This window comes from Gordonia zhenghanii (assembly GCF_021738965.1).
Classification (GTDB): Bacteria; Actinomycetota; Actinomycetes; order Mycobacteriales; family Mycobacteriaceae; genus Gordonia; species Gordonia zhenghanii.
Genome location: NZ_JAKKOQ010000004.1, coordinates 91,910 through 114,611, shown reverse-complemented (window position 1 = coordinate 114,611; position 22,702 = coordinate 91,910). Strand labels below are relative to the sequence as shown.

The 22,702-nt window shown below is 67.3% G+C and carries 21 protein-coding genes, 1 tRNA gene and 1 pseudogene; 18 read left to right on the top strand and 5 right to left on the bottom strand.

What is annotated here, in order from left to right; all coding sequences use genetic code 11:
- Positions 1-144 precede the first annotated feature (144 nt).
- From nirB to L5G32_RS04135, 3 genes are read left to right on the top strand one after another with little or no spacing between them, the layout of a single operon-like run.
- Positions 145-2,670 (top strand): nitrite reductase large subunit NirB, encoded by a 2,526-nt coding sequence (gene nirB, locus L5G32_RS04145; protein WP_237009762.1) that lies wholly within the window; start codon positions 145-147, stop codon positions 2,668-2,670.
- Complete coding sequence (gene nirD / locus L5G32_RS04140; protein WP_237009761.1) at positions 2,667-3,083, top strand: nitrite reductase small subunit NirD; 417 nt, start codon at positions 2,667-2,669, stop codon at positions 3,081-3,083. Before nirB ends, nirD begins: the two co-directional genes overlap by 4 nt.
- Entirely contained in the window at positions 3,080-3,772 is a 693-nt protein-coding gene (locus tag L5G32_RS04135) for a sirohydrochlorin chelatase (RefSeq protein WP_237009760.1), read from the top strand. The genes nirD and L5G32_RS04135 overlap by 4 nt, the downstream gene beginning before the upstream one ends.
- A gap of 31 nt (positions 3,773-3,803) precedes the next feature.
- Here the strand turns inward: L5G32_RS04135 and L5G32_RS04130 are convergent, their stop codons facing one another.
- Entirely contained in the window at positions 3,804-4,940 is a 1,137-nt protein-coding gene (locus L5G32_RS04130; protein WP_237009759.1) for a uroporphyrinogen-III synthase, read from the bottom strand.
- Entirely contained in the window at positions 4,937-6,340 is a 1,404-nt protein-coding gene (locus tag L5G32_RS04125; RefSeq protein ID WP_372491630.1) for an MFS transporter, read from the bottom strand. Before L5G32_RS04125 ends, L5G32_RS04130 begins: the two co-directional genes overlap by 4 nt.
- A gap of 249 nt (positions 6,341-6,589) precedes the next feature.
- Between L5G32_RS04125 and L5G32_RS19180 the strand changes: the two genes are divergently transcribed.
- Positions 6,590-6,721 carry a hypothetical protein gene (locus L5G32_RS19180; protein WP_265738668.1) on the top strand — a complete coding sequence of 44 codons (132 nt, stop codon included), beginning with the start codon at positions 6,590-6,592 and terminating at the stop codon, positions 6,719-6,721.
- A gap of 89 nt (positions 6,722-6,810) precedes the next feature.
- Positions 6,811-8,874 carry an ABC transporter ATP-binding protein gene (locus L5G32_RS04120; protein ID WP_237009757.1) on the top strand — a complete coding sequence of 688 codons (2,064 nt, stop codon included), beginning with the start codon at positions 6,811-6,813 and terminating at the stop codon, positions 8,872-8,874.
- Here L5G32_RS04120 and L5G32_RS04115 read toward each other — a convergent pair.
- Positions 8,779-9,375, bottom strand: a pseudogene (locus L5G32_RS04115) (SMP-30/gluconolactonase/LRE family protein); the annotation flags it as partial. The gene L5G32_RS04120 and the pseudogene L5G32_RS04115 sit on opposite strands and share 96 nt — an antisense overlap.
- A gap of 110 nt (positions 9,376-9,485) precedes the next feature.
- Between L5G32_RS04115 and L5G32_RS04110 the strand changes: the two are divergent.
- The 5 genes from L5G32_RS04110 to L5G32_RS04090 all read left to right on the top strand — a co-directional run bounded on the left by L5G32_RS04110 (position 9,486) and on the right by L5G32_RS04090 (position 13,978).
- Positions 9,486-10,037: a PadR family transcriptional regulator gene (locus L5G32_RS04110; protein WP_237009756.1), complete on the top strand. Its 552-nt coding sequence runs from the start codon at positions 9,486-9,488 to the stop codon at positions 10,035-10,037.
- Positions 10,038-10,086: 49 nt separating this feature from the next.
- Positions 10,087-12,150 (top strand): NADPH-dependent 2,4-dienoyl-CoA reductase, encoded by a 2,064-nt coding sequence (locus L5G32_RS04105; RefSeq protein ID WP_237009755.1) that lies wholly within the window; start codon positions 10,087-10,089, stop codon positions 12,148-12,150.
- Positions 12,151-12,321: 171 nt separating this feature from the next.
- A complete protein-coding gene (gene cmrA / locus L5G32_RS04100; protein WP_237009754.1) occupies positions 12,322-13,128 on the top strand; it encodes a mycolate reductase in 807 nt (268 codons plus the stop codon).
- Between the two features lie 35 nt (positions 13,129-13,163).
- The gene (gene orn, locus L5G32_RS04095; protein WP_237009753.1) at positions 13,164-13,763 is read left to right on the top strand and encodes an oligoribonuclease; all 600 of its coding nucleotides are present in this window, start codon (positions 13,164-13,166) and stop codon (positions 13,761-13,763) included.
- A 142-nt stretch (positions 13,764-13,905) separates the two neighbouring features.
- Positions 13,906-13,978: transfer RNA gene (locus L5G32_RS04090), tRNA-His, on the top strand.
- Positions 13,979-14,119: 141 nt separating this feature from the next.
- Here the strand turns inward: L5G32_RS04090 and L5G32_RS04085 are convergent.
- On the bottom strand, positions 14,120-14,500 hold the full coding sequence (locus L5G32_RS04085) for a PIN domain-containing protein (RefSeq protein WP_237009752.1): 381 nt from the start codon (positions 14,498-14,500) through the stop codon (positions 14,120-14,122).
- Between the two features lie 23 nt (positions 14,501-14,523).
- Positions 14,524-15,054 (bottom strand): helix-turn-helix domain-containing protein, encoded by a 531-nt coding sequence (locus tag L5G32_RS04080; protein ID WP_237009751.1) that lies wholly within the window; start codon positions 15,052-15,054, stop codon positions 14,524-14,526.
- Positions 15,055-15,216: 162 nt separating this feature from the next.
- Here L5G32_RS04080 and L5G32_RS04075 point away from each other — a divergent pair, with 162 nt between their 5' ends.
- From L5G32_RS04075 to L5G32_RS04040, 8 genes are all read left to right on the top strand, one after another.
- Positions 15,217-16,170 (top strand): aldo/keto reductase, encoded by a 954-nt coding sequence (locus L5G32_RS04075; RefSeq protein WP_237009750.1) that lies wholly within the window; start codon positions 15,217-15,219, stop codon positions 16,168-16,170.
- A 126-nt stretch (positions 16,171-16,296) separates the two neighbouring features.
- A complete protein-coding gene (locus L5G32_RS04070) occupies positions 16,297-18,306 on the top strand; it encodes an ArnT family glycosyltransferase (RefSeq protein WP_237009749.1) in 2,010 nt (669 codons plus the stop codon).
- A 116-nt stretch (positions 18,307-18,422) separates the two neighbouring features.
- Positions 18,423-18,767: a YciI family protein gene (locus L5G32_RS04065; protein WP_237009748.1), complete on the top strand. Its 345-nt coding sequence runs from the start codon at positions 18,423-18,425 to the stop codon at positions 18,765-18,767.
- 17 nt (positions 18,768-18,784) lie between these two features.
- Positions 18,785-20,026: an RNA polymerase sigma factor gene (locus L5G32_RS04060; RefSeq protein ID WP_237009747.1), complete on the top strand. Its 1,242-nt coding sequence runs from the start codon at positions 18,785-18,787 to the stop codon at positions 20,024-20,026.
- Between the two features lie 4 nt (positions 20,027-20,030).
- Complete coding sequence (locus L5G32_RS04055) at positions 20,031-21,068, top strand: PQQ-dependent sugar dehydrogenase (protein ID WP_237009746.1); 1,038 nt, start codon at positions 20,031-20,033, stop codon at positions 21,066-21,068.
- 29 nt (positions 21,069-21,097) lie between these two features.
- Complete coding sequence (locus L5G32_RS04050; RefSeq protein ID WP_237009745.1) at positions 21,098-21,715, top strand: histone deacetylase; 618 nt, start codon at positions 21,098-21,100, stop codon at positions 21,713-21,715.
- 58 nt (positions 21,716-21,773) lie between these two features.
- The gene (locus L5G32_RS04045; protein WP_237009744.1) at positions 21,774-22,169 is read left to right on the top strand and encodes a hypothetical protein; all 396 of its coding nucleotides are present in this window, start codon (positions 21,774-21,776) and stop codon (positions 22,167-22,169) included.
- 169 nt (positions 22,170-22,338) lie between these two features.
- Positions 22,339-22,701, top strand: coding sequence for an NADH-quinone oxidoreductase subunit A (locus L5G32_RS04040; RefSeq protein ID WP_237009743.1), 363 nt, complete (start codon positions 22,339-22,341; stop codon positions 22,699-22,701).
- The last annotated feature ends 1 nt before the right edge of the window (position 22,702 follow it).

The following is a 22,702-nucleotide window of genomic DNA, read 5'->3' as shown; positions in this document are numbered from 1 at the left end:
GATCAGCGGGCGGGAGCTCGATCAGCGGGCGGGAACCTCTGCCGACGCCCTCACACACCGCGCCGTAACACGGTGAGGAGGCGGTGACTCGGAAGCAACCCGAAGCGCGATCGACGGCAACACCGCGTCCATAACGTCGTCGACATGAGCAGAACAGTTGCAGTCATCGGGCACGGAATGGTCGGGCACCGTTTCGTCGAAGCACTCCGCACCCGCGATGTGGACGCTTCGTGGAACGTCGTCGTGATCGGTGAAGAACACGAGCGCGCGTACGACCGGGTCGCGCTCTCGTCGTACATCGGCGGGTGGGAACGCAACTCGCTCGCATTGGCGGGCAACGACTACAGCGGCGACGACTCAGTGCGCGTCCTGTCCGGTCGTCGGGCGGCGGGCATCGACCGCGACACGAGAACGGTGCGCCTCGACGACGGCACCACAGTCGACTACGACGCGGTGGTCTTGGCCACCGGCTCGTACGCGTTCGTCCCGCCGGTGCCGGGGCACGACGTCGCCCACTGTCACGTGTATCGAACCCTCGACGGCCTCGACGCCATCCGGGCCGACGCGGACGCTGCGCTCGCACGCAGCGCAGGCGACCAACCGGTCGGCATCGTCATCGGCGGCGGTCTGCTCGGCCTCGAAGCCGCCGACGCCCTCCGCCGTCTCGGCCTGCGCCCGCATGTGGTCGAGATGAATCCGCGTCTCATGCCGCAGCAGGTCGACCCGGCGGGCGGCGAGCACCTGACTCGGTTGATCGGGGCCCTCGGGATCGACATCTCGCTGGAGACCGGCACCTCCTCGATCGCACCCGCCGGCGACGACCTCACCGTGACGTTCTCCGACGAGTCCACCGTCACGGCGGCGCTCGTGGTCTTCGCGGCCGGTGTCCGTCCCCGCGACGAGCTCGGTCGCGAATCCGGCCTCGACACGGCCGAACGCGGCGGCGTCCTCACCGACACCGCATGCGTGACCAGCGACCCCGCCGTGTACGCGATCGGTGAGGTCGCGGCCATCGACGGTCGCTGCTACGGCCTCGTCGGCCCGGGCTACGCGAGCGCCGAAGTCGTCGCCGACCGACTGCTCGGCGGCGACGCCTGCTTCCCCGGGGCCGACATGTCCACCAAGCTGAAACTCCTCGGCGTCGACGTCGCGAGCTTCGGCGACGCACACGGACAAGCGCCTGGCGCCCTCAATGTCGTCGTCAGCGATCCGATCAACGGAACGTACGCCAAACTCGTCCTGTCCGACGACGCATCGACCCTCCTGGGCGGTGTCCTCGTCGGCGACGCCTCCTCGTACGGCGTGCTCCGTCCGCTCGTCGGCTCGTCGATCCCCGGTGACCCTGTCGCCCTCATCAGTCCGGTCTCCGACGGCGCCCCGGCGCTCGGGGTCGGCGCGCTCGGTGACGACGCCCAGATCTGTTCGTGCAACGACGTCTCGAAGGGGACGCTGTGCAGCGCGATCGCCGACGGCGCGTGCGACGTCGCGGCCCTCAAGAAGTGCACGGGCGCAGGCACCTCGTGTGGGTCGTGTGTTCCGCTGCTCTCGCAGATCCTCGCCGACTCGGGCGTCGAACAGTCGACGGCGTTGTGCGAGCACTTCGACGTCTCCCGCGCCGAACTGTTCGAGTTCGTCCAAGCCAGCGGCATCCGCACCTTCTCCGGACTCGTCGAGCGTTTCGGCTCCGGCACCGGCTGTGACATCTGCAAACCGACGGTGGCGTCGATCCTCGCGTCGACGAGCAGCGACCACATCCTCGACGGCGAACAGGCGTCCCTGCAGGACTCCAACGACCACTTCCTGGCCAACATCCAACGCAACGGAACCTACTCGGTGGTGCCGCGGGTGCCGGGCGGCGACATCAGCGCCGAACACCTCATCCTGATCGGCGAGGTCGCCCGCGACTTCGGGCTGTACACGAAGATCACCGGCGGTCAGCGCATCGACATGTTCGGGGCCACCGTCGACCAGCTCCCCGACATCTGGCGCCGCCTGGTCGACGGCGGGATGGAGTCCGGGCAGGCCTACGGAAAGTCGCTGCGCACGGTGAAGAGCTGCGCGGGCTCGGACTGGTGCCGGTACGGGCAGCAGGACTCGGTGCAACTCGCCATCGATCTGGAGCTCCGCTACCGCGGGCTGCGATCACCCCACAAGCTCAAGATGGGCGTGTCCGGCTGCGCCCGCGAATGCGCGGAGGCGCGCGGCAAGGACGTCGGCGTCATCGCCACCGAGAACGGCTGGAATCTGTACGTCGGCGGCAACGGCGGTATGACCCCCAGGCACGCGCAACTCCTGGCAGGCGACCTCGACACCCAGACGCTCATCTCCTACATCGACCGATTCCTCATGTACTACATCCGGACCGCCGACCGTCTGCAGCGGACCGCACCGTGGTTGGAGGGGCTCGACGGCGGTCTCGATCGTCTGCGCGCCGTGATCGTCGACGACAGTCTCGGTCTGGCCGCCGACTTCGAGGCCGACATGGCCCGGCACGTCGACGGATACGAGTGCGAGTGGAAGGGCGTCCTCGACGACCCGGACAAGTTGTCTCGATTCGCCTCGTTCGTCAACGCCCCGAACGTGCCAGACCCGACCGTCTCGTTCGGCGAGAGCCACGGCCGCAAGGTTCCCGTGCTGCTCGGTGAGCCGACTGTGAGGAGCAACGCATGACCATCAACTTCGACCTGCACCGCTGGACCCGCGATTGGACCCCGGCCTGCGCGTACGACACGCTGCAGCCGCTCCGAGGGGTCGCCGTCCTGCTCCCCGACCACGGCCAGGTGGCGTTGTTCCGACTCGCTGACGACTCGCTGCGCGCCGTCGGCAACATCGACCCCATCGGTCGGGCCGCCGTCTTGTCGCGCGGCATCGTGGGCGACCGCAACGGCTTCCCCGTCGTCCAGTCACCACTCAAGAAGCAGGCGTTCAGCCTGATCGACGGGCGGTGCCTCGACGCGGACGGCGTGAAGATCCCGGTCTTCGCGACGCGCATCGGGATCGACGGGACCGTCTTCGTCGCGAACTCTCCGCTGGTCGGGTTCGGCCGACGCCCGGAACCGGTCACGGTGGACGCAGTGTCGTGACCGTACTCCTCGTCGCCCACGGCACCCGCAATCCGCACGGAGTCGCACTGATCGGCGACCTCGCCGCCGTGATGCGCGACCGCCTCGCCGAGCGTGTCACGGTCTCCTTCGTGGACGTACTCGGCCCGAACCCGTCCGAAGCACTCGCCGGTCAAGGGCCCGACCCCGTCACGGTCGTCCCCGCATTCCTCGGGCGCGGCTACCACGTCCGTCGAGACCTCCCCGAGTATCTCGGACGCCGCGGGCTCCCGCCGACTCGCGTGACCGACTCGCTCGGCCCGTCCGGCGAGGTCGTCGCGGCGCTCGCCGACCGTCTCCACCGGGCCGGACGTCGGGCCGGTGACGCCGTCGTCCTGGCGGCCGCCGGGTCGTCCGACCCGACAGCGCACCGGGATGTGGAGTCGGTGGCGGCGGCACTCGCCCTCGTCCTCGGCGCGCCGGTCGAGGTCGCCTTCGCCGCGCCATCGGCGAAAGCTCCGCAATATCCGGCGGTGAGCGACGCCGTCGCCCGACTTCGGCGCCGACACGCTCGGGTCTCGGTCGCCTCACACCTCCTCGCGCCGGGTCTGTTCCAGACCCGGCTGGAGCACTCGGGCGCCGACGTCGTCGCCGCGCCGTTGGGTCTGCACCCGCTGATAGTCGAGCGCGCGTGTGCGCTGGCGCGCAACACCGCACTCGTCGCTGGCTGAGCCTCGCTGACCTTCGCGTCAGCGGTACCACTCAGTCGATCGCCAGCCGGTAACCACGCTTGACGACCGTTCCCACGATCTCGCGGGCGCCCAGCGCGGTCCGCAGCCGGCCGACGGCCACCTCCACCGCGTGCGCGTCCTCGCCTGCCGCGGGAAGCAGGTCGAGCAGGTCCTGCCGTGACACGACGTCGCCGGGTGTCGCGGCCAATGCCTTCAACACGGCCAGCCCGGTCGCCGACACGTCCCGTACCTCGCCGTCGACCACTGCGGACGACGCATGCACGCCGAGACGGTGACCGGCCACCGCGATGTCCGGGGCCCCGGCAGGCAGGTCCTCAGCCATGAGTCGAGCGAGTGCGCCCAGCCGCATCCGGTCGGGCGCGACGCTCGGAACACCGTCCGCGTCGAGCGGCGCCGAGGTGACGGGCCCGACGCTGTAGGCGGTGATCGGGCCACGCATCGCGGCGACCAGCCGGTCGCGGACACCGAGTTCGCTCGCGCGCAGCAGGGTCGACGCGACGGCGGGAGCCGAGGTGAACGCGACCGCGTCGACGCGGACGTGGACGATGTCGTCGATGAGCGCATCGAATGCGGCCGCATCGCTCGGCCCCTCCCATCGGTAGACCGGTACGCCGACGACCAGTCCGCCGCGCGCGGTCAAACCGTCGAGGAATCCGGGGTTCGGATCCCACGAGTGCGTCGCGCCGTGCAGTTGCACGGCGACTCGCCTCTCCGCGAGGTCGTCGGCGGTCAAGTACTCGAGGACCTCTGCGGACGACTCCGATACCGGTGACCACTCCTCGCGCAGACCCGCGGCACGCAGCGCACCGGTAGCCTTCGGTCCGCGTGAGATGACGCGTGCCGACCCGAGTGCTGCCAGCAGGTCGTCGGCCATTCCCCACTCGTCGGCGGCTTCGATCCAGCCGCGAAAGCCGATGCCCGTCGTCGCGATCACGAGGTCCGGGGGCGTGTGAATGAGGCTGCGCGTCGCGTCCAACAGCCCCCGATCGTCGGCCAGCGGAACCATCGAGATCGCGGCGGCAGACACTACGCGAGCACCGCGACGAGTCAGCAGCGCGCTGAACTCCTCCGCGCGGCGTGCCGCGGTGATCGCAACGGAGAACCCCGCCAGCGTAGGCGGGGTTCCCTGATCGGAGCGTGAGGTCATGAACTCATCGTTCCAGACACGCGGGTGTCTTCCAGAGCAGGCGTCGTCGCAGGCACTGCGACGTACGCACGCCAAGTGACGAGCGCGGCGACGGCATAGAAGGTGGCGAACACGCTGAACGCCCACACCGGCGAACCGCCGTCACCCGATTGGTACGACTGCCGCAGCACCAGGTTGATGCCGACACCGCCGAGTCCGCCGAGCGCACCCGCGATACCGATCACCGCGCCGGACATCGACCGCGAGTAGGCGGCCCGGCCTGCAGCGTCGAGGGGAAGGTCGCGCGACGCTGCGTCGAACACCGACGGGATGATCTTGTACACCGAGCCGTTGCCCATGCCCGACAGGATGAACAGAAGCACGAACGCGATCGTCATCACGACCAGTGATCCGTTGCTCGCGATGAGGATCGCCGCTGCGCCGATCATGCCGACGAACACCGCGAGAGTCACGGTGCTGCCGCCGAACCGGTCGGCCAGCTTGCCGCCGTACACGCGACTGATCGAACCGAGCAGCGGTCCGATGAAGGCGATGGACGCTGCGTGCAGCGCAGCATCGGTGGCCGACTGGCCGTCAGCGCGGAAGTTGATCGCCAGCACTTGCGCAAAGGCGAACGAGAAGCCGATGAACGAGCCGAACGTACCGATGTACAGGAGCGAGATGATCCAGGTGTTGCGGTTCCGGGTCGCGGCTCGCATCGCGGCCGTGTCCACCCCCGGCCCCTGCAGATTGTCCATGTATACGGCGGAGCCGATGCCTGCCACCACGAGCGCCACTAGGTAGAACGCGCACACCCAGTACGGCTCGGTGTCGCCAGCCCAGGCAAGCACGAGGAGTCCGAGGAGCTGCACCGCGGGCACTCCGAGATTGCCGCCGCCCGCGTTGAGGCCGAGCGCCCAACCCTTGAGTCGCTGCGGGTAGAACGCGTTGATGTTCGTCATCGACGACGCGAAGTTGCCTCCGCCCAGTCCGGTGAGCGCCGCGCACACCAGGTACATCCACAGCGGCTGCCCCGGGTTCGCAAGGAGCACGATCGTCGCCGACACCGGGATCAGGAGGACGACGGCGGAGAAGATCGTCCAGTTCCGACCGCCGAAGCGCGTGGTGGCCATCGTGTACGGGAACCGCAGGAGCGCGCCAGTCAGTGTGGCGACGGCTCCGATCAGGAACTTGTCGCCGGTCGAGATGCCGTACACGTCGGTTGGCATGAACAGCACCATCACCGACCAGAGCGACCACACCGAGAAGCCGACGTGCTCGGCGACGACCGACCAGATCAGATTGCGCCGGGCGACGGCGGCTCCGCCCGCCTCCCACGCCACCGTGTCTTCGGGGTCCCAGTGCTCGATCGTGTGGCTTCGTCCCACGAGGTGCCGCCTCTCGTCGCGCCGACGGCGCATCCGCCAGCTGATTCGTCGAACCTACGAATCGCGTGTTGCGCACGAGGGCAGGCGCTGTCACCGCGAAGTTATGAACACCTCGCAGTGTGTCGAACCCGGGTGTGAGGACGTCCAGGAAACCGGCAGGGAATGACCTCCTGATCGTCCAGGAATCACTCCTACCTTGATCTGTGTGGCACCGAGAACCCCCCGGAGTCACACCCCCGAAAGAGATGCAGTCCGCATCTCCTGTCACGAAGGAGAAGCCGCATGGCAACCCCGAACAAGAACCGTCAGGCCGGCCGCGGCCAGCAACAGCAGCATCACTCGACGCCGCAGCGTCGTCGCCGCGTTCGTCAGTGGGACCGCCGCAGCCGCCGGTGGACCTGGATCTGGCGCTGATCTTCCGGCCCCGCCCGTAACCCCCGCGCGTGCGTCGGGCTCGTCGACGAGCCCGGCGCACGCGGCGTTCCACCCGAAGGACCCCACCCGTGAACCGTCACGCCGTCACCCGATTCCTCCCGTTGCTCCGCGGTCATCGACGACCGTTGATTCTGGCGGGCGTGCTGTTCGTCGCCGCAGCGGCGTGTGACGCGGCGGGCGTCTTCGCTCTCGCCGACGTGGTGGACACCGCGCTCGCCTACTCGTCGCTCATTGCGCTGATTCCGCTTGCCGCCGTGTGGATCTCGGTGACGGCGGTGTCATCGGCAGCCGACTACGTCGGCCAGGTGATGGCGGCGCGTGAATCGGAGAAGATCGTGTTGGCGCTACGCGACCGAGTCTTCGCGCACGTGCAGCGGCTCTCCCCCGCGGCTCACCGTCGACGCGGCATCGGCGACCTGGTGGTCCGTCACTCCAGCGACCTCGAGGCCGTCGAACACGCGATATCGTCCGGTCTGCTCGCCGCGGTCGTCGCCGCGGTCAACGCCGTCGCCCTGGTCGGTGCGGCGTGGTGGATGAGTCCGATCCTCACGCTGGTCGCACTCTGCTCGGTACCTCCGATCTGGGCGTTGTCGGCCTGGTACGGACGGCGCCAGAGCACGCACACCTGGCGCGAACGCGATGCCGAGAGCGCGCTGGCCGACACCCTGCAGTCGGCCTTCACCGGGCACGAGGTGACGATCGCCTACAACCGCGAGAGGGTCGAACAAACCGCACTGCACCGGCGTGGACAGGACGCGATGGCGGCGCGCGTCAGTCTGGCCCGAGTCGAGGCCGGGTTCGGCTCAGTCCTCGGCTTCGCGCAGATCCTGGTCACGCTCGCCGTCGCTGTCGTCGGCGTCTCACAGGTACGGTCGGGACACCTGACCGTCGGCCAACTCATGGCGTTGACCGGATATCTGGCCATGCTGTACCCGAAGCTTCAGGAGATCGCCGACGTCCGCCTGTCGCTGGCCGCGACCGGCGTGAGCGCCGCCCGCATCGGCGAGCTCCTCGACGAGCCGCCGCACTCCCCTGACGTCGACGGCGCTCCCGATCTCAGTGCGCCACACGGGGTCGTCGAGTTCCACGACGTGGTGCGCAGCCGCGGCGACCGAGTGGTCCTCGACGGCGTCGACCTCGCCTTGTCACCGGGCTCGATCACCGCCCTCGTCGGTCGCAGCGGCGCCGGAAAGTCGACGATGGCGAGCCTAGTGGCGCGGATGGACGCGCCGTCGGCGGGAATCGTCCGGATCGACGGCGTCGACGTCGGCTCGGTCACCGCCCGCTCCGTCCGCGACGCGGTCACACTGCTCCCCCAGACCCCGATGATCAAACCCGGATCTGTCGCCGACAACATCGCCTACGGAGTTCCCGACGCCACTCGCGCGGACATCGTCGCCGTCGCCACGGCGGCGGGCGCCGCCGACTTCGTGACTGCACTCGACGACGGCTACGACACGATTCTGGCCGCTGAAGGGCTGGAGTTGTCCGGCGGTCAACGCCAACGTCTGTGCATGGCGCGCGCACTGTTGCGCGACACCCCGATCCTGATTCTCGACGAGCCGACCGCGGCCCTCGACGACGACACCGTCGCCGGTCTCGTCGGACCGCTGTGCACGTTGGCCGCCGGGCGAACCACCCTGCTCATCACGCACGACGCGCGGATCCTCCCGCTCGCCGACGACGTCTACGAGCTCTGCGACGGCCGGTTACGCGCCGGGCACATCGAGCACGCCGATCGCATCGTGCATGATCGTGCCGAAGTAGAGGACGCCGTCGCGTTCGACGACGCCCGTGACGAACGAGAAGTCGGGATCGTCGATGTGGACGTCGTGCACGATCTCGCCGTCGAATCCGATGCCGAGGGCCCACACCGTCTCTTCGGGAGCCGGCCCCACCCGCTGCGGGGCGCGCGCCAGGACCTTGCGAGCCCGCGACGGCAGCTTGAACAGCGATTCGAGGACGGCGTTGCGCGGCGACGCCAACGCGACCCAGACCAGCCCGTCGCTGCCGATCGACATGTTGTCCGGATAGCCGGGCAGGTCGTCGACGAACAAGTCGGTGGTGCCCGCGGCATCGCCGGTCAGCCAGTAACGAGTGATCCGAGCGGCACCGGTCTCGGCGACCAGTAGATACGACTCGTCGGGCGCGAGCACGACGCCGTTCGCGAACTGCAGCCCGCCGAGGAGCACGTCCACTCGACCGTCGACGGACCGTGCCAGGAGACGGCCGGTGCCCGAGTGCTCGATGAGGTCCGAGCGCCATTTGTCGATGGTGAAGCGCTGCGTCGACGAGGTGAAGTACACGGTTCCGTCGGACGCGGTCGTCGCGTTCGACGCGAAGTGCAGCGGTCGTCCGTCCACTGTGTCGGCGAGGACCGTGGCCCGACGCTCCCCGGCGTCGAGCAGCAGAAGTCCACGGTCGTGATCGCAGATCACGACCGATCCGTCCGCGCGCACGTCGAGTCCCAATAGGTGACCCGCGGTGTCGGCGAGTATTTCGACGTCGCCGGTGTCGGGATCGACGGCGAGAAGTCGGCCATCGGCGAGGCCGGTGCCGATGCGGCCGTCGGACAGTACGACGACGTCTTCGGGCGCTGATCCGGGAAGCGAGATTCGACGCAAGCTGGTCACGGCACATTCTTAGCAGGGTTCGGACGGCGGCGCTGTCGCTCGCCTAGCCACACCCCGAATTGATATGAACATCGTTGCATAACACTTTGTTGCACTGCTACCGTGACGATATGGCTTTGGAACATGCCATCCTCGTGTCGCTGTCCGAGCGTCCGGGAACCGGCTACGAGATCGGGCAGCAGTTCGTGCGGTCCATCGGATACTTCTGGTCGGCGACGCACCAGCAGATCTATCGGACCCTGAAGAAGCTGCACGACGACGGCTTGGTGAGCTTCGAATCAGTCAGCCAGGACGGCCGCCCGGACAAGAAGGTGTACACGATCTCCGACGCAGGACGTGAGGTCCTGTCCGAGTGGGTCGTCACCCCGACTCCACTGCCGCCGTTGCGCAGCGAACTCGGCGTCAAACTCCGAGCCGCCGAGTTCGGCGATCTGTCGCAGGTCGTCAAACAACTCGAAGAGCATCGGGCCGAAGCCGCTGCCTCGCTCGAGCTCTACCGCGGATTCGAGCGCGACTACTACCCCGAACCCGACGCATTGCACGGCCGCAAGCTGCACCAATACCTGGTGCTTCGCGGTGGCGTACGCGTCACGCAAGGAACTGTCGAGTGGTGCGACGAGGTCCTCGCCGGACTGCGTCGCGAACTCGACTCACAGATCTGACTGTCGCCCGATCCACGAGTGGACAGCCCCGAGAGAGAAAGGTCCAGCCATGTCAGCCCCGACGGCCGAACCCAACACCCATTACCCGCTTCTGTTCGAGCCGTTGCAGATCGGCGGCACGACATTGAAGAACCGTCTCGTCATGGGCTCCATGCACACGGGTCTGGAAGACCGCCTGTGGGACACCCCCAAGCTGGCCGCCTACTACGCCGAGCGCGCCCGAGGCGGCGTCGGCCTCATCATCACCGGCGGGTTCGCGACGTCGCGCACCGGTCTGCTGCTGCCGTTCGCAGGCAAGATGACCAACCAGGCAGACGTGATCCGCCACCGTGAGTTCACCAAGGCGGTCCACAACGAGGGCGGCAAGATCGCCTTGCAGATCATCCACGCGGGCCGCTACGGGTACACGCCGTTCAAGGTCGCCGCCGGCAGCGCACCGTCGCCGATACATCCGTTCAAGCACGTGCAGATGACCGAGGCGATCATCTGGCACGTGATCCGCTCATTCGGGCAGAGCGCCAAACTCGCTCGCCGCGCGGGATACGACGCGATCGAGATCATGGGCGGCGAAGGCTATCTGATCAACCAGTTCCTGTGCCCGCACACCAACGACCGCACCGACAAGTGGGGCGGGTCCACGGAGAACCGTCAGCGCTTCCTGCTCGAGATCATCAAGGCGATCCGCGAGGAGGTCCCGCGCGACTTCCCGGTGATCCTTCGCCAGTCCGTCGCAGACTTCGTCAAAGGCGGCCAGACGTTCGACGAGATCGCGGGGCTCGCGAAGCGCGCCGAGGAACTCGGCGTCGACGCGATCAACACCGACATCGGCTGGCACGAGGCACAGGTGCCGACGATCGTCACGTCGGTTCCGCGCGGTGCGTTCGTCAAGTTCACCGAGCGTCTGCGCGATGTCGTGTCGATCCCGTTGATCGCGTCGAACCGCATCAACACGCCTGATCTCGCCGAGGAGATCCTCGCGGGCCGCAAGGTGGACGCCATCTCGATGGCGCGTCCGCTCCTGTCGGATCCGGACTTCGCGAACAAGGCTGCGTCCGGTCGCGCCGACGAGATCAACACGTGCATCGGCTGCAACCAGGCGTGCCTGGATCACGCTTTCGTCGGCAAGAAGGTGTCGTGCCTGCTCAACCCGCGTGCCGGCCGTGAGACGACACTGACGCTCGGCCAGACGCGCCGCGCCAAGCGGATCGCTGTGATCGGCGCCGGTCCGGCAGGGCTCGCGGCGGCCGTGTCCGCGGCCCAGCGCGGCCACCGCGTCGACCTGTTCGAGGGCGGTGAGCACATCGGCGGCCAGTTCTCGATCGCCGCCCGCATCCCGGGCAAGGAGGAGTTCAACGAGACGATCCGTTATTACACTCGCCAGCTCGAGGTGAACAACGTGAACGTCCGACTGGGCGTCAAGGCGTCCGCGCAGGACATCATCGACGGCGCGTTCGATCAAGTCGTCGTGGCGACCGGCGTCGTCCCGCGCATCCCGACGATCGACGGCATCGATCACCCGATGGTCATGTCGTACGCGGAAGCCGTCCTCGGCCATCGCGAGATCGGCAAACGCGTCGCGGTGATCGGCGCGGGCGGTATCGGTTTCGATGTCACCGAGTTCCTGACGACCGACGAGTCGCCCACTCTCAATTTGAAGGAGTGGGAGCAGGAATGGGGTGTCACCGAGGATCTCGACACTCCCGGCTTCGTCACCAAGCATCGCCCGCTCCCGGCAATCCGCCAGGTGTACATGGTGCAGCGCAAGCCGGGCAGCCAGGGCAAGACCCTCGGCAAGACCACCGGCTGGGTTCACCGTGCGACTGTCAAAATGAAGGGCGTCGAACAGATCTCGGCCGCGACCTACGACCGGATCGACGACGACGGCCTGCACATCACCGTGCACGACAAGCAGGGCAACGTCACCGGAACTCGAGTCCTCGAAGTGGACAACGTCGTCGTCTGCGCGGGCCAGGAGTCGGTCCGCGAACTCGTCGACCCACTGACCGAGGCCGGCATCATCACTCATGTGATCGGCGGTGCCGACTTCGCCTCCGAGCTCGACGCCAAGCGCGCCATCCGCCAGGGCACGGAAGTCGCCGCCGGCATCGAGTGACCCCTACTGCTTGCTGATCGAGCGTTCTGCTTGCTGATCGAGCGTTCTGCTTGCTGATCGAGCGGAGTCGAGATCGCCCTCGACTCCGCTCGAGCCCACTCCGTCGATCGAGCCCTTCCCCGTCGATCGAGCGGAGTCGAGATCCCCCCGCGCCCAGATATCATGTCCCTCATGCCTGTCCCTCCTCGTCACACAGCCCGCGCCGTCGTCACCGGAGCGTCGTCCGGAATCGGGATGGCGCTCGCACGCGCACTCGCACGTCGTGGCCACTCGGTCATCCTGGTCGCGCGACGCGGAGAGATCCTCGAGGCGCTCGCCACCGAGATCCGCAGCCGTTTCGACGTCGATGCTGAGGTCCGCGCGGTGGATCTCTCCGACCTGGACGCCGTCGCAGTTCTGTGTGACGAATTGCGTGGCCGCGAGGTCTCGGTACTGTGCAACAACGCCGGAATCGCCACCTTCGGCCCCGTCGCCGAGGCCGACCTGGACTACGAGCGCGCGCAGGTCCGCTTGAATGCGAACGCCGTCCACGACTTGACGCTCGCGGTTCTCCCCCAGATGGTCGAGCGAGGTACGGGCGGGATCCTGATGGTCGGGTCGGCTGCGGGCAATATGGCGATCCCGAACAACGCCACCTATGCGGCGACCAAAGCGTTCGTCAACACCTTCAGCGAGTCGCTGCGCGGCGAACTCAAAGGCACCGGTGTCCGCGTCACCCTGTTGGCTCCCGGGCCGGTTCGGACGGCGACACCGTCGGCCGACGAGGAGTCGATCGTCGACAAGATGGTGCCCGACTTCCTGTGGCACTCCTCCGACAAGGTCGCAGAGATGAGTCTGGACGCGTTGGCGCGCAACAAGATGCGCATCGTGCCCGGCACGCTCTCGAAGGCCATGTCGGTGGCGGGCGGGTATTCGCCCCGCGCGCTCGTCGCCCCGATCGTCGGACACTTCTACGGCAAGCTCGGCGAGGGCGACTGACACCGACGACCCGCATCGGGCATAGAGTCGATCGCGTGCAGGACAAACTCGTGTGGATCGACTGTGAAATGACCGGCCTCGACGTGGGCTCCGACAAGCTGATCGAGATCGCTGCGCTCGTCACCGACAGCGACTTGAACATTCTCGGCGACGGCGTGGACGTGGTGATCCACGCCGACGACGACGCCCTCGCCGCGATGCCCGAGGTGGTTGTGAAAATGCACGCCGCTTCCGGACTCACCGAAGAGGTCAGGGCGTCGACGGTGACACTCGCCGAAGCGGAGAAGATGGTCTTGGACTATCTGCGTGAACACATCACCGGCGACGCCGCCGCTCCGCTGGCCGGCAACTCGATCGGGACCGATCGCGGCTTCATCGCACGCGACATGAAGGAACTCGACTCGTTCCTCCACTACCGCATGGTCGACGTCAGCTCGATCAAGGAGCTGACCCGTCGCTGGTTCCCGGCGATCTACTTCGGTCAGCCGCCGAAGGGGCTCGCGCATCGCGCCCTCGCCGACATCCGCGAATCGATTCAGGAGTTGCGCTATTACCGCGCCGCAGCGTTCGTGCCCGCGCCGGGCCCTGATGCGAAGACGCTCGAGAAGGTCGTCGCCGACCTGCCTCCTATGTGAGGCTCGGTCCGCCGTCTGCGCCGCCAAAGATCTCGGCGGAACACGCAGGTCAGAAACCGATTGGAATTTAGCGCTTGGAACCGGATAGAGTATGAGCCTGGCTCGGCCAACAGCGTGTGAACGCTGAAAGTCGGTGCCGATGGTGGCTGTAGTTCAGTTGGTAGAGCACCAGGTTGTGATCCTGGCTGTCGCGGGTTCGAGTCCCGTCAGCCACCCCGCAGGTGGGAGACCCTTTCTAAGGGTCTCCCACCTTTTGCATTTCTGACCGTTGCGACCTTATGCCCTGATCCGGTGGAAGTAGAACTGCCAGACAGGTTCTCCGATCTGAAATGCTCACCGCTCATCCCGCAGCCGCGTCAACTCCCTGATTCGAAGTAGGGTGCGATCTCTCGGACGAAACCCCTTGCGCCAGAGGCGGCGAGAGATTCGAGAAACTCCTCGGTGGTTGCCGGTGGGTGGCCGCGTTTGTCGGCGGTTTGGGCTACGCAGGCGACCGCGCGTGCCGGGTCTCGATGGAGTAGATCGAGGAGGAACCGGTCGGAGCTGCGCGTGTGGAGCCCCAAAGGCTCCAAGACGGCCGGCGGAAAGTGTTTGATGTTATCGGTGACGATAGCGGACGCGTGGCCTCTCACTGCGGCTGCGACAACATGCCGGTCGTCGGGGTCTGGCATCCCCGTGATCGCCGCTTCGAGTGGCTCCCAACCTTCCACACAGGCATCCTCGAATACGTCATTCATGAAGCCGACGCGAAACCCTGCCACTATCCCTTGCGCTCCTCGGCGATCTGGTGGCGAGCGGTGCGTATCGCACTGTGGTAGTCCTCGGCGGGCACCTCGTACAGGGCGCTCTCCTCCGCGTCGTCCACAAGAGCTTGTAGCGCCTTGCGGCGGTCGACGGTGCGCTGTGACCGATAGTCGAGTAGGTCGCCCAACTCTACGCGCCTGTGGCGGCTGCCCTCGACGGTCTCGTGGGGGATTTTGCCGCTCTCTAGGAGCTTGATGAGTGTGGGTCGGCTGATGCCGAGGTAGTCGGCGGCTTCCTGTGTCGAGAGCTTCTGATCGACTGGAGCGACAACGACCGCGCGGTGAGCACGCATTGCTTCTACGATCTGCGTAAGCGTGCTGTAGACCTCTAACGGGAGGGGGATTTGCTCCCCCTCGGGACCGACGAGGGCTGCGGGCTCGTCGTGGTGGTCGAGGAACTTTGACAGGTCCATTAAGGCGTCGAAATTCGCGGCGTCTGTCGGAGGGAAGAACGTTCCTTTTCTGCGGGGTGCGGTGGCTGTGCTCATGCATCCAGTTTGCCGACTAATCGAAATAAACGCAACGCCCTAGGCCTCGGGGAGTCCGGCGGAAAGGGGTTGCCGGGGATCATCGTCCACGACCAACACCACCCCAGCCTCGCTCGATGTTGCACCATGGACGTGACACACCCGAGCGTCCGGAGGCATCCCATGACGAGCACCGATCCGAAACTTCCTAGCGTTGCGATGGGCACGTGGGCGTGGGGCGACAGCGGAGAGTCCGGCGACGGGATCTTCGGCAGTCGCATCACCGAGGCCGACGTGCAGGAGATCGCAGATCGGGCGCAATCGAACGGCTTCACTCTGTGGGACACAGCGGCGATCTACGGGATGGGCAGGTCCGAGACCGTGCTCGCCCACGCGTTGCGCGACTATCCGCGGGACGAGTACCAGATCTCGACGAAGTTCACTCCCCGGATCGCAGGCGCAGGCCAGAACCCCGCCGCCGACATGCTCAAGGAGAGCCTCGCCCGACTCGGCACCGACTACATCGACCTGTATTGGATTCACAGCCCCGCCGACGTGGCGCGGTGGACTCCACATCTGATCCCGCTCCTGCAGTCCGGCAGAGTCAAGCGGGTCGGCGTCTCCAATCACAATCTCGCCGAGATCAAGCTCGCGGACCAGATCCTTGGCGAGGCAGGCTTCCGGGTGGACGCCGTCCAGAATCATTACAGCCTCCTGTACCGCAATTCCGAACGAGCGGGCATCCTCGACCACTGCGCCGAACACGGCATCGACTTCTTCTCGTACATGGTGCTCGAGCAGGGGGTACTCACCGGCGTGTACAGCCCCGACCATCCACTGCCCGAGGGCAGCAATCGGGCCTCCGTCTACAATCCGATGCTCCCCCACCTGAAGGCTCTCACCGACCTTCTGACGTCCATCGGAAACGGCAACGACTCGTCCGCAGCCGACGTCGCGACAGCGTGGGCGATCTCGAAGGGGACCGTCCCGATCATCGGAGTGACGCGACCGGAGTACATCGGCGACGCCGTCAGCGCGAGCGGCCTCACGTTGAGCCGCGCTGAGATCGACGAGATCGAGTCGCTCGCCGACAGCATCGGCGTCGACACTCGCGGCGCCTGGGAGAACGAGATCTGACAACTGTCCACCCCAACGGAGACGTCCTCTGACGTTCACAGGAATCCCGCAGCTGCATCCCAGCCACGGCGAATCCTGGTTCCGCATCCTCGGTAGTCGATGAGGATTCAGAGAGGACACCCACCGATGACCGCACTGCTCCACCGACCGGCGCCTCCCCTGACCGCCGACGACCGTCTTCCAGACGAGAAGACGCCCCGCACTCCCGGATGGTGGGGGCCGCCTGCTCTGGCCGCGCTCCTCGTCGTCACCGGGGTTCTGTATCTGTGGAACCTCTCGGCGAGCGGTTACGCGAACACCTTCTACGCGGCGGCTGCCCAGGCCGGGTCGCAGAGTTGGACTGCGTGGTTCTTCGGCGCACTCGACTCGTCGAACTTCATCACGGTCGACAAGCCGCCCGCCGCATTGTGGGTGACCGGCCTGTCTGTCCGGATGTTCGGTATGAACAGTTGGGCCCTCCTCGTGCCACAGGCGTTGATGGGCGTCGCCGCCGTCGGACTCGTCTACGCTGCGATGCGGCGAACGTTCACCGATCGTGTCCATGGGACGGCAGCCGGTCTCATCGCGGGCGGTGTGCTCGCATTCACGCCGGCAGCAGCTCTGATGTTCCGCTTCAACAACCCCGACGCACTCCTGGTGCTCTTGATGGTCGCGGCCGGGTACGCCCTCATCCGCGCTGTCGCGACGAACTCCACTCGTTGGCTGGCGGTCGTCGGAGTCGCACTCGGCTTCGCGTTCCTGACCAAGATGCTGCAAGGGCTCCTCGTACTGCCCGCGTTCGGGCTCGCCTACCTCCTGCTCGCGAACAACACGTGGCTCAGACGTGTCGGCCAACTCGCGATCGCCACGGTGTCGCTGATCGTGTCGGCAGGCTGGTTCGTCGTCGTGACGATGATCGTCCCGGCATCGGCCCGCCCGTACATCGGCGGATCTGCGGACAACACCTTCATGGACCTGATGCTCGGCTACAACGGCATCGGCCGTATCAGCGGCAACGAAGGCGGCGGTGGCGGTGGTGGTGGCGGCATGGGCGGTGGCGCTGCCGGAAGCTCGTTCGGCGGCGAGACCGGATTGTCGCGCCTGTTCGGCTCGGAGATGGGCAATGAGATCTCGTGGCTCCTGCCCGCCGCTGTCGTGGCCCTCGTGTTCGCGGCCTACCTCGGAGCACCGAGTGTGTGGCGACGCCCGTTCGAGGGCGGTCTGTCGCGCGGGGAAGGCGCCGCTGTCGTTGCCTGGGGCGGGTGGCTGATCGTCACCGCGATCGTGTTCAGCTTCATGAGCGGCACCATCCACCCGTATTACACGGTGGCTCTCGCTCCGGCGATCGCCGCGCTCGTCGGTCTGGCCGCCGTGTTCGCGTGGCGGAAGCGCAATCAGTGGGACGGCCGCCTGGCGATCGCCGGGATGCTGGCCGCCGCATCGGCATGGTCGATAGTCCTGTTGAACCGCAACGACTTCGGACCGACGTGGTGCCGTTGGCTGATCGGTGCAGTAGCGATCATTGCGATCGTCGCGCTGCTGGTCGGCGGGCGGCTCGGGTGGCGCAAGACCGTCGGTGCTGCGATCATCGCGGGCTCGCTCGCCGGCTTCGGCGGGACGGCGGCGTTCTCGATCGCCACAGCGGCGACCACCCACCAGGGCTCGATCCCGACCGCAGTACAGACCTCGCTCGAGTCCGGCGGCATGGGCCCCGGTGGGGGTCACGGTGCAGGAGGCCCCGGTGCAGGAGGCCACAGTGCAAGAAGCCACAGTGCAGGTGGCTCACAGCGTCCCGGCAACGCAGCAGGCGGCGGTCCCGGCGGGGACGGCATGTCCACCAACGCCGAACTGGCGGCACTGCTCCGAACCACATCGACGAAGTGGGCCGCGGCGACCGGCGGTTCGCAGTCCGCGGCAGGCATCGAGATCGCTACCGGCAAGGCTGTGATGGCGATCGGCGGGTGGAGCGGCGATCCCGCTCCGACGCTCGACCAGTTCAAGGAGTATGTGCAGTCCGGCCAGATCGCCTACTACATCGGCTCGGGCTCGAGCAGCGGACACGGCGGGCCCGGCGGAAACTCGGAGATCTCGACCTGGGTGGCAGCCAACTTCACTGCGACGACGGTCGGCGGGACCACGGTGTACGAGCTGAGCTGATCGCCCCAGATCGGATCAGCGGGAGATTGTTCTCGCGCATCTGTCGATTTCGGCGCATCCCATCCGTCACCATGGTGTCGGACCGATCGGGTTCGACGAATCACCAAGGAGGAAACATGAAGTACGCATTGCTTCTCATGGGACACGTCGACGACCCGGCGTGCGGCGAAGACGGCGGCGCGAAGCCGGAAGAGTTCTTCGCCTTCGATCAGGAGATCACCGCCGCCGGCGTGGTCGTGAGTTCGTTCGCCCTGGAGGACGAGCGGGTCGTCGTGCACACCGATGAGTCCGGTGAACGCGTCGTCGCCGCATCCGGCCCGTTCGCGGAGGTGCAGGAGTTCGTCGGCGGTGGCTACATCATCGACGTCCCCGACGTCGATGAGGCAATCTCGTGGGCCCGGCGCAGCCCGGGGTCGGCACCGGGCGGACACGTCGAGATCCGTCCGCTCGCCCCGTACTGACCGGGCAGCTCTGACTGATGGATCACGAGACGCAGCAGGCGCTGGCGGCCGTCGACCGAGACGACCGCTCGCGCCTGCTCGCGGCGTTGACCCGCAGGTTCGGTGATCTCGACCTCGCCGAAGACGCGCTTCACGACGCCTTCACGAAGGCCCTGACCTCGTGGCCGACGTCTGGTGTCCCCAACTCTCCGGCGGCGTGGCTGATGACGACCGCCAAGCGCAAGGCGCTCGACGTCGTCCGACGCGATGCGGTCCTGGCAACCAGGCTCGCCGAACTGCACATCGAGTCGACGCGGCGCTCACCCACGCCCGAACCGACCGATCGAGCCGTGGTCCCGGACGATCGGCTCGGCATGTTCTTCGCGTGCACGCATCCGGTGCTTCGCCCGGAGGACCGGATCGCGGTGACGCTCCGCTTCGTTGGCGGACTGACCACGTCCGAGGTGGCTCACGCACTCCTCGTGCCGACGCCGACGGTCCAACAGCGAATCGTGCGCGCCAAGAAGCGGATCCGATCCCTGAGTGTTCCCTTCACCCCGCCGGAGGCCGACGACCTGCAAGATCGTCTGGGCGCCGTCCTTCGCGTCGTCTACCTGATGTTCTCCGAGGGCTTCGTCCGCTCCGCCGGCGACGCACACGTCAGCGACGACCTCGCCGATGAGGCGGTCCGGCTCGCCAGGATCCTGCACGGGTTGCTCCCCCGCGCCGAGACCAGCGGCCTGCTCGCCCTGCTCCTGCTCACCCACGCTCGGCGACCGGCTCGACTCGCCGCCGACGGGTCACCGGTGCCGCTGGCCGATCAGGACCGGACACTGTGGGATCGGATGCTGATCAACGAAGGAGTCGCCCTGGCCGAACGCGCGGCAGGATCCGCCGACGCCGGACCGTACGCGGTGCAGGCGTCGATCGCCGCCGTTCACGCCGAGGCCGCTGTCGCCGCCGACACGGACTGGCAACAGATCGCAGTCCTCTACCGCATTCTCGAGGGCTTCGACCCGGGGCCGGTGGTCCGAGTCGGGCGGGCCGTCGCCGTAGGTCGGGCCTTCGGCGCCGACCGCGGACTGCAGATGCTCGACGCGCTCGCGACCGATCCTGTGCTCGAGAAGTACCGCGGCTATCACATCGCCCGCGCCATCACGCTCGCCGAACTCGACGACCACGACGGCGCGGCCGCGGCATACCGTCGCGCTCTTGATCTTCCTGGGAACAATGCCGAGGACGCTTTTCTCGCGGCCGCCCTCGACTCCGACATACCCTGAGGACATGAAGCGGAGTGCACTCGCCGTGGCCGTGTCCGTCCTCGCCCTCGCGCCTGCGGCTTGCGCCGCCGACGAGCCGCGCACCCGTCCGACGTCCGCGGTGCGCGCAGACGCTGTCGTCGCCCAAGATCTCGACTCGCCCTGGTCGATCGCGTTCTACGGCGCGACTCCCCTGGTCAGCGAACGGGATTCTGCGCGCGTTCTGGAGCTGGACGCTGCCGGTACGCCACGGGAGGTCGCCGTGATCGACGACGTCGAACCGTCGGGTGAAGGCGGACTGCTCGGCATCGCCGTGCACGAGGACTTCCTGTACACGTACTTCACCGCCGACGACGAGAACAGGGTGCAGCGGTTCCCGATAGCTGGCGACGCCGGGGCACTCACGCTCGGCGAACCCGAGACCCTGATCGACGACATCCCGGCGGCGTCCAACCACAACGGCGGCCGGATCGCGTTCGGCCCCGACGGCATGCTCTACGTGACGACCGGCGACGCAGGCGAGGCCGAGAACGCCCAAGACTCCTCGTCCCTGTCCGGCAAGATCCTCCGGTTGACACCCGACGGAGCCGTTCCCGACGACAACCCGTTCCCCGGCTCGCCCGTCTACAGCTTCGGCCACCGGAACCCGCAGGGCATCGCCTGGGCCGACGACGGCACGATGTACGCCTCCGAGTTCGGGCAGGACACGTGGGACGAGTTGAACGTGGTCGAGCCGGGCCGCAACTACGGCTGGCCCGACGTGGAGGGAGTCGCCGATCGCTCCGGTTTCGTCGACCCGATCCAGCAGTGGTCGCCGTCGGAGGCGAGCCCGAGCGGCATCGCCGTGGTGGGCGACGACATCCTGATCGCGAATCTGCGCGGCGAGAGTCTGCGCCGCGTTCCGCGGAACGGACGCGACACGTCGACCGAGACGTTCACCGATCTCGGCCGTCTTCGCGACGTCGTGGTGGCCCCGAACGGCGAGGTATGGGTCGTCACCAACAACACGGACGGCCGCGGCGACCCGGCCGACGGCGACGATCGGATCATGCGCGCGCGGTGAGCCCGCCGCCACGAACTAACGTGCACAGCATGCCCGACGACACGACTCACCTCTGGTACGTCAGCTACGGCTCCAACCTGTGCACGGACCGACTCGCCTGTTACCTGCAGGGCGGCCGACCCGAGGGCGGACTCCGCACGTATCCGGGAGCGCGTGACACCACCGAGCCGCTGGATGCCCGCGCGACGACGCTGCCCGGCCGGATCTTCTTCGCAGGCGAGTCCACGACCTGGCGCGGCGGGATGGCGTTCTACGACCACGAGACACCGGGGCCGACGCCCGCAGGCGCATATCTGATCACGATCGAGCAGTTCGCCGACCTCGCCGCGCAGGAGTCCGACCGCGAGCCGACCGACGACAGCCCGCTCGAAGCAGCGCTCCGTGATCGCACGGTCCTCCACATGGACGGCGACACCCACGTCGTCGACGACGGCCTCTACTCGCGACTGGTCCGCGTCGGCACGATCGACCGCCTGCCCGCGCTCACCGTAACCTCGAATCCGGGGATCGCCGACGTCGATCACACCCGCCCGAGCGCGCCATACCTCGCGATGATCGGCCGGGGGCTGCGCGAGACCCACGGCTGGGACGACGACACCGTCCAGCGGTACTTCCAGGCGTGCATCGAGGCGACTGCCGCCCCCTGAGCGCCCGTGTTGATCATTTGCCGTCGCTGGGCCTCTCGGCGACGTTAGGGTCGGATCCGTGAGCTCCCCCGCAGATCGCGTCACTTTCCGTGTCCTCGTCTATTCGGACGATTCGGGCACGCGACGCGAAGTGATCACTGCGCTCGGAACCACGCTCCACCCCGATCTTCCCGACCTCGAGTTCGTCGAAGTGGCGACGGCGCCGATGCTGTTGACGCGCCTCGACGAAGGCGTCGTGGACGTCGCGATCCTCGACGGCGAGGCCGCTCCGGCGGGCGGAATGGGGATGGCCCGACAGATCCGCGACGAATACGATCCGTGCCCGCCGCTGGTGGTGTTGATCGCCCGACAGGCCGATCGGTGGCTGGCCGACTGGTCGCGCGCCGACGCGGTCGCCAGCGTGCCCGTCGACCCGATGGAACTGTCGCGTACACTCGTCGACCTTCTGCGCTGACACCGCGCTCACGTTCTCCCAGCGCACACGCATCGCCGCGCCCAGATAGCCGAAACCTCCCACGGCACACACCATTCCGCGAGTAGGGTGTGGTTCAAGTCACAAGAAACCGATCGACGCCGAAGGCAACCCCTACGACGCCGTCGAGACCGTGTGGAGGGCTTGAAGAATGAACGCGTACGGACCGATCCTGGTGCTCGCTGCGATCGCCTCGGCTTTCGCTGTCGTGTCCGTGGTCATCGCGTCCGTCGTCGGACCCCGTCGTCGCAACGCTGCGAAGCTGTCCGCGTACGAATGCGGCATCGAGCCGCTGCCGCCTGCCGCGGACCTCGTCCAGCGCTTTCCGGTGAAGTACTACCTGACGGCGATGCTCTTCATCATCTTCGACATCGAGATCGTCTTCCTCTATCCGTGGGCCGTCGCGTCCGAGAGCCTCGGCTGGTTCGGGCTCATCGCGGTCGCCCTGTTCATCGTCAACGTGTCCGTCGCCTACGCCTACGAGTGGCGGCGCGGCGGACTCAGGTGGGATTGAT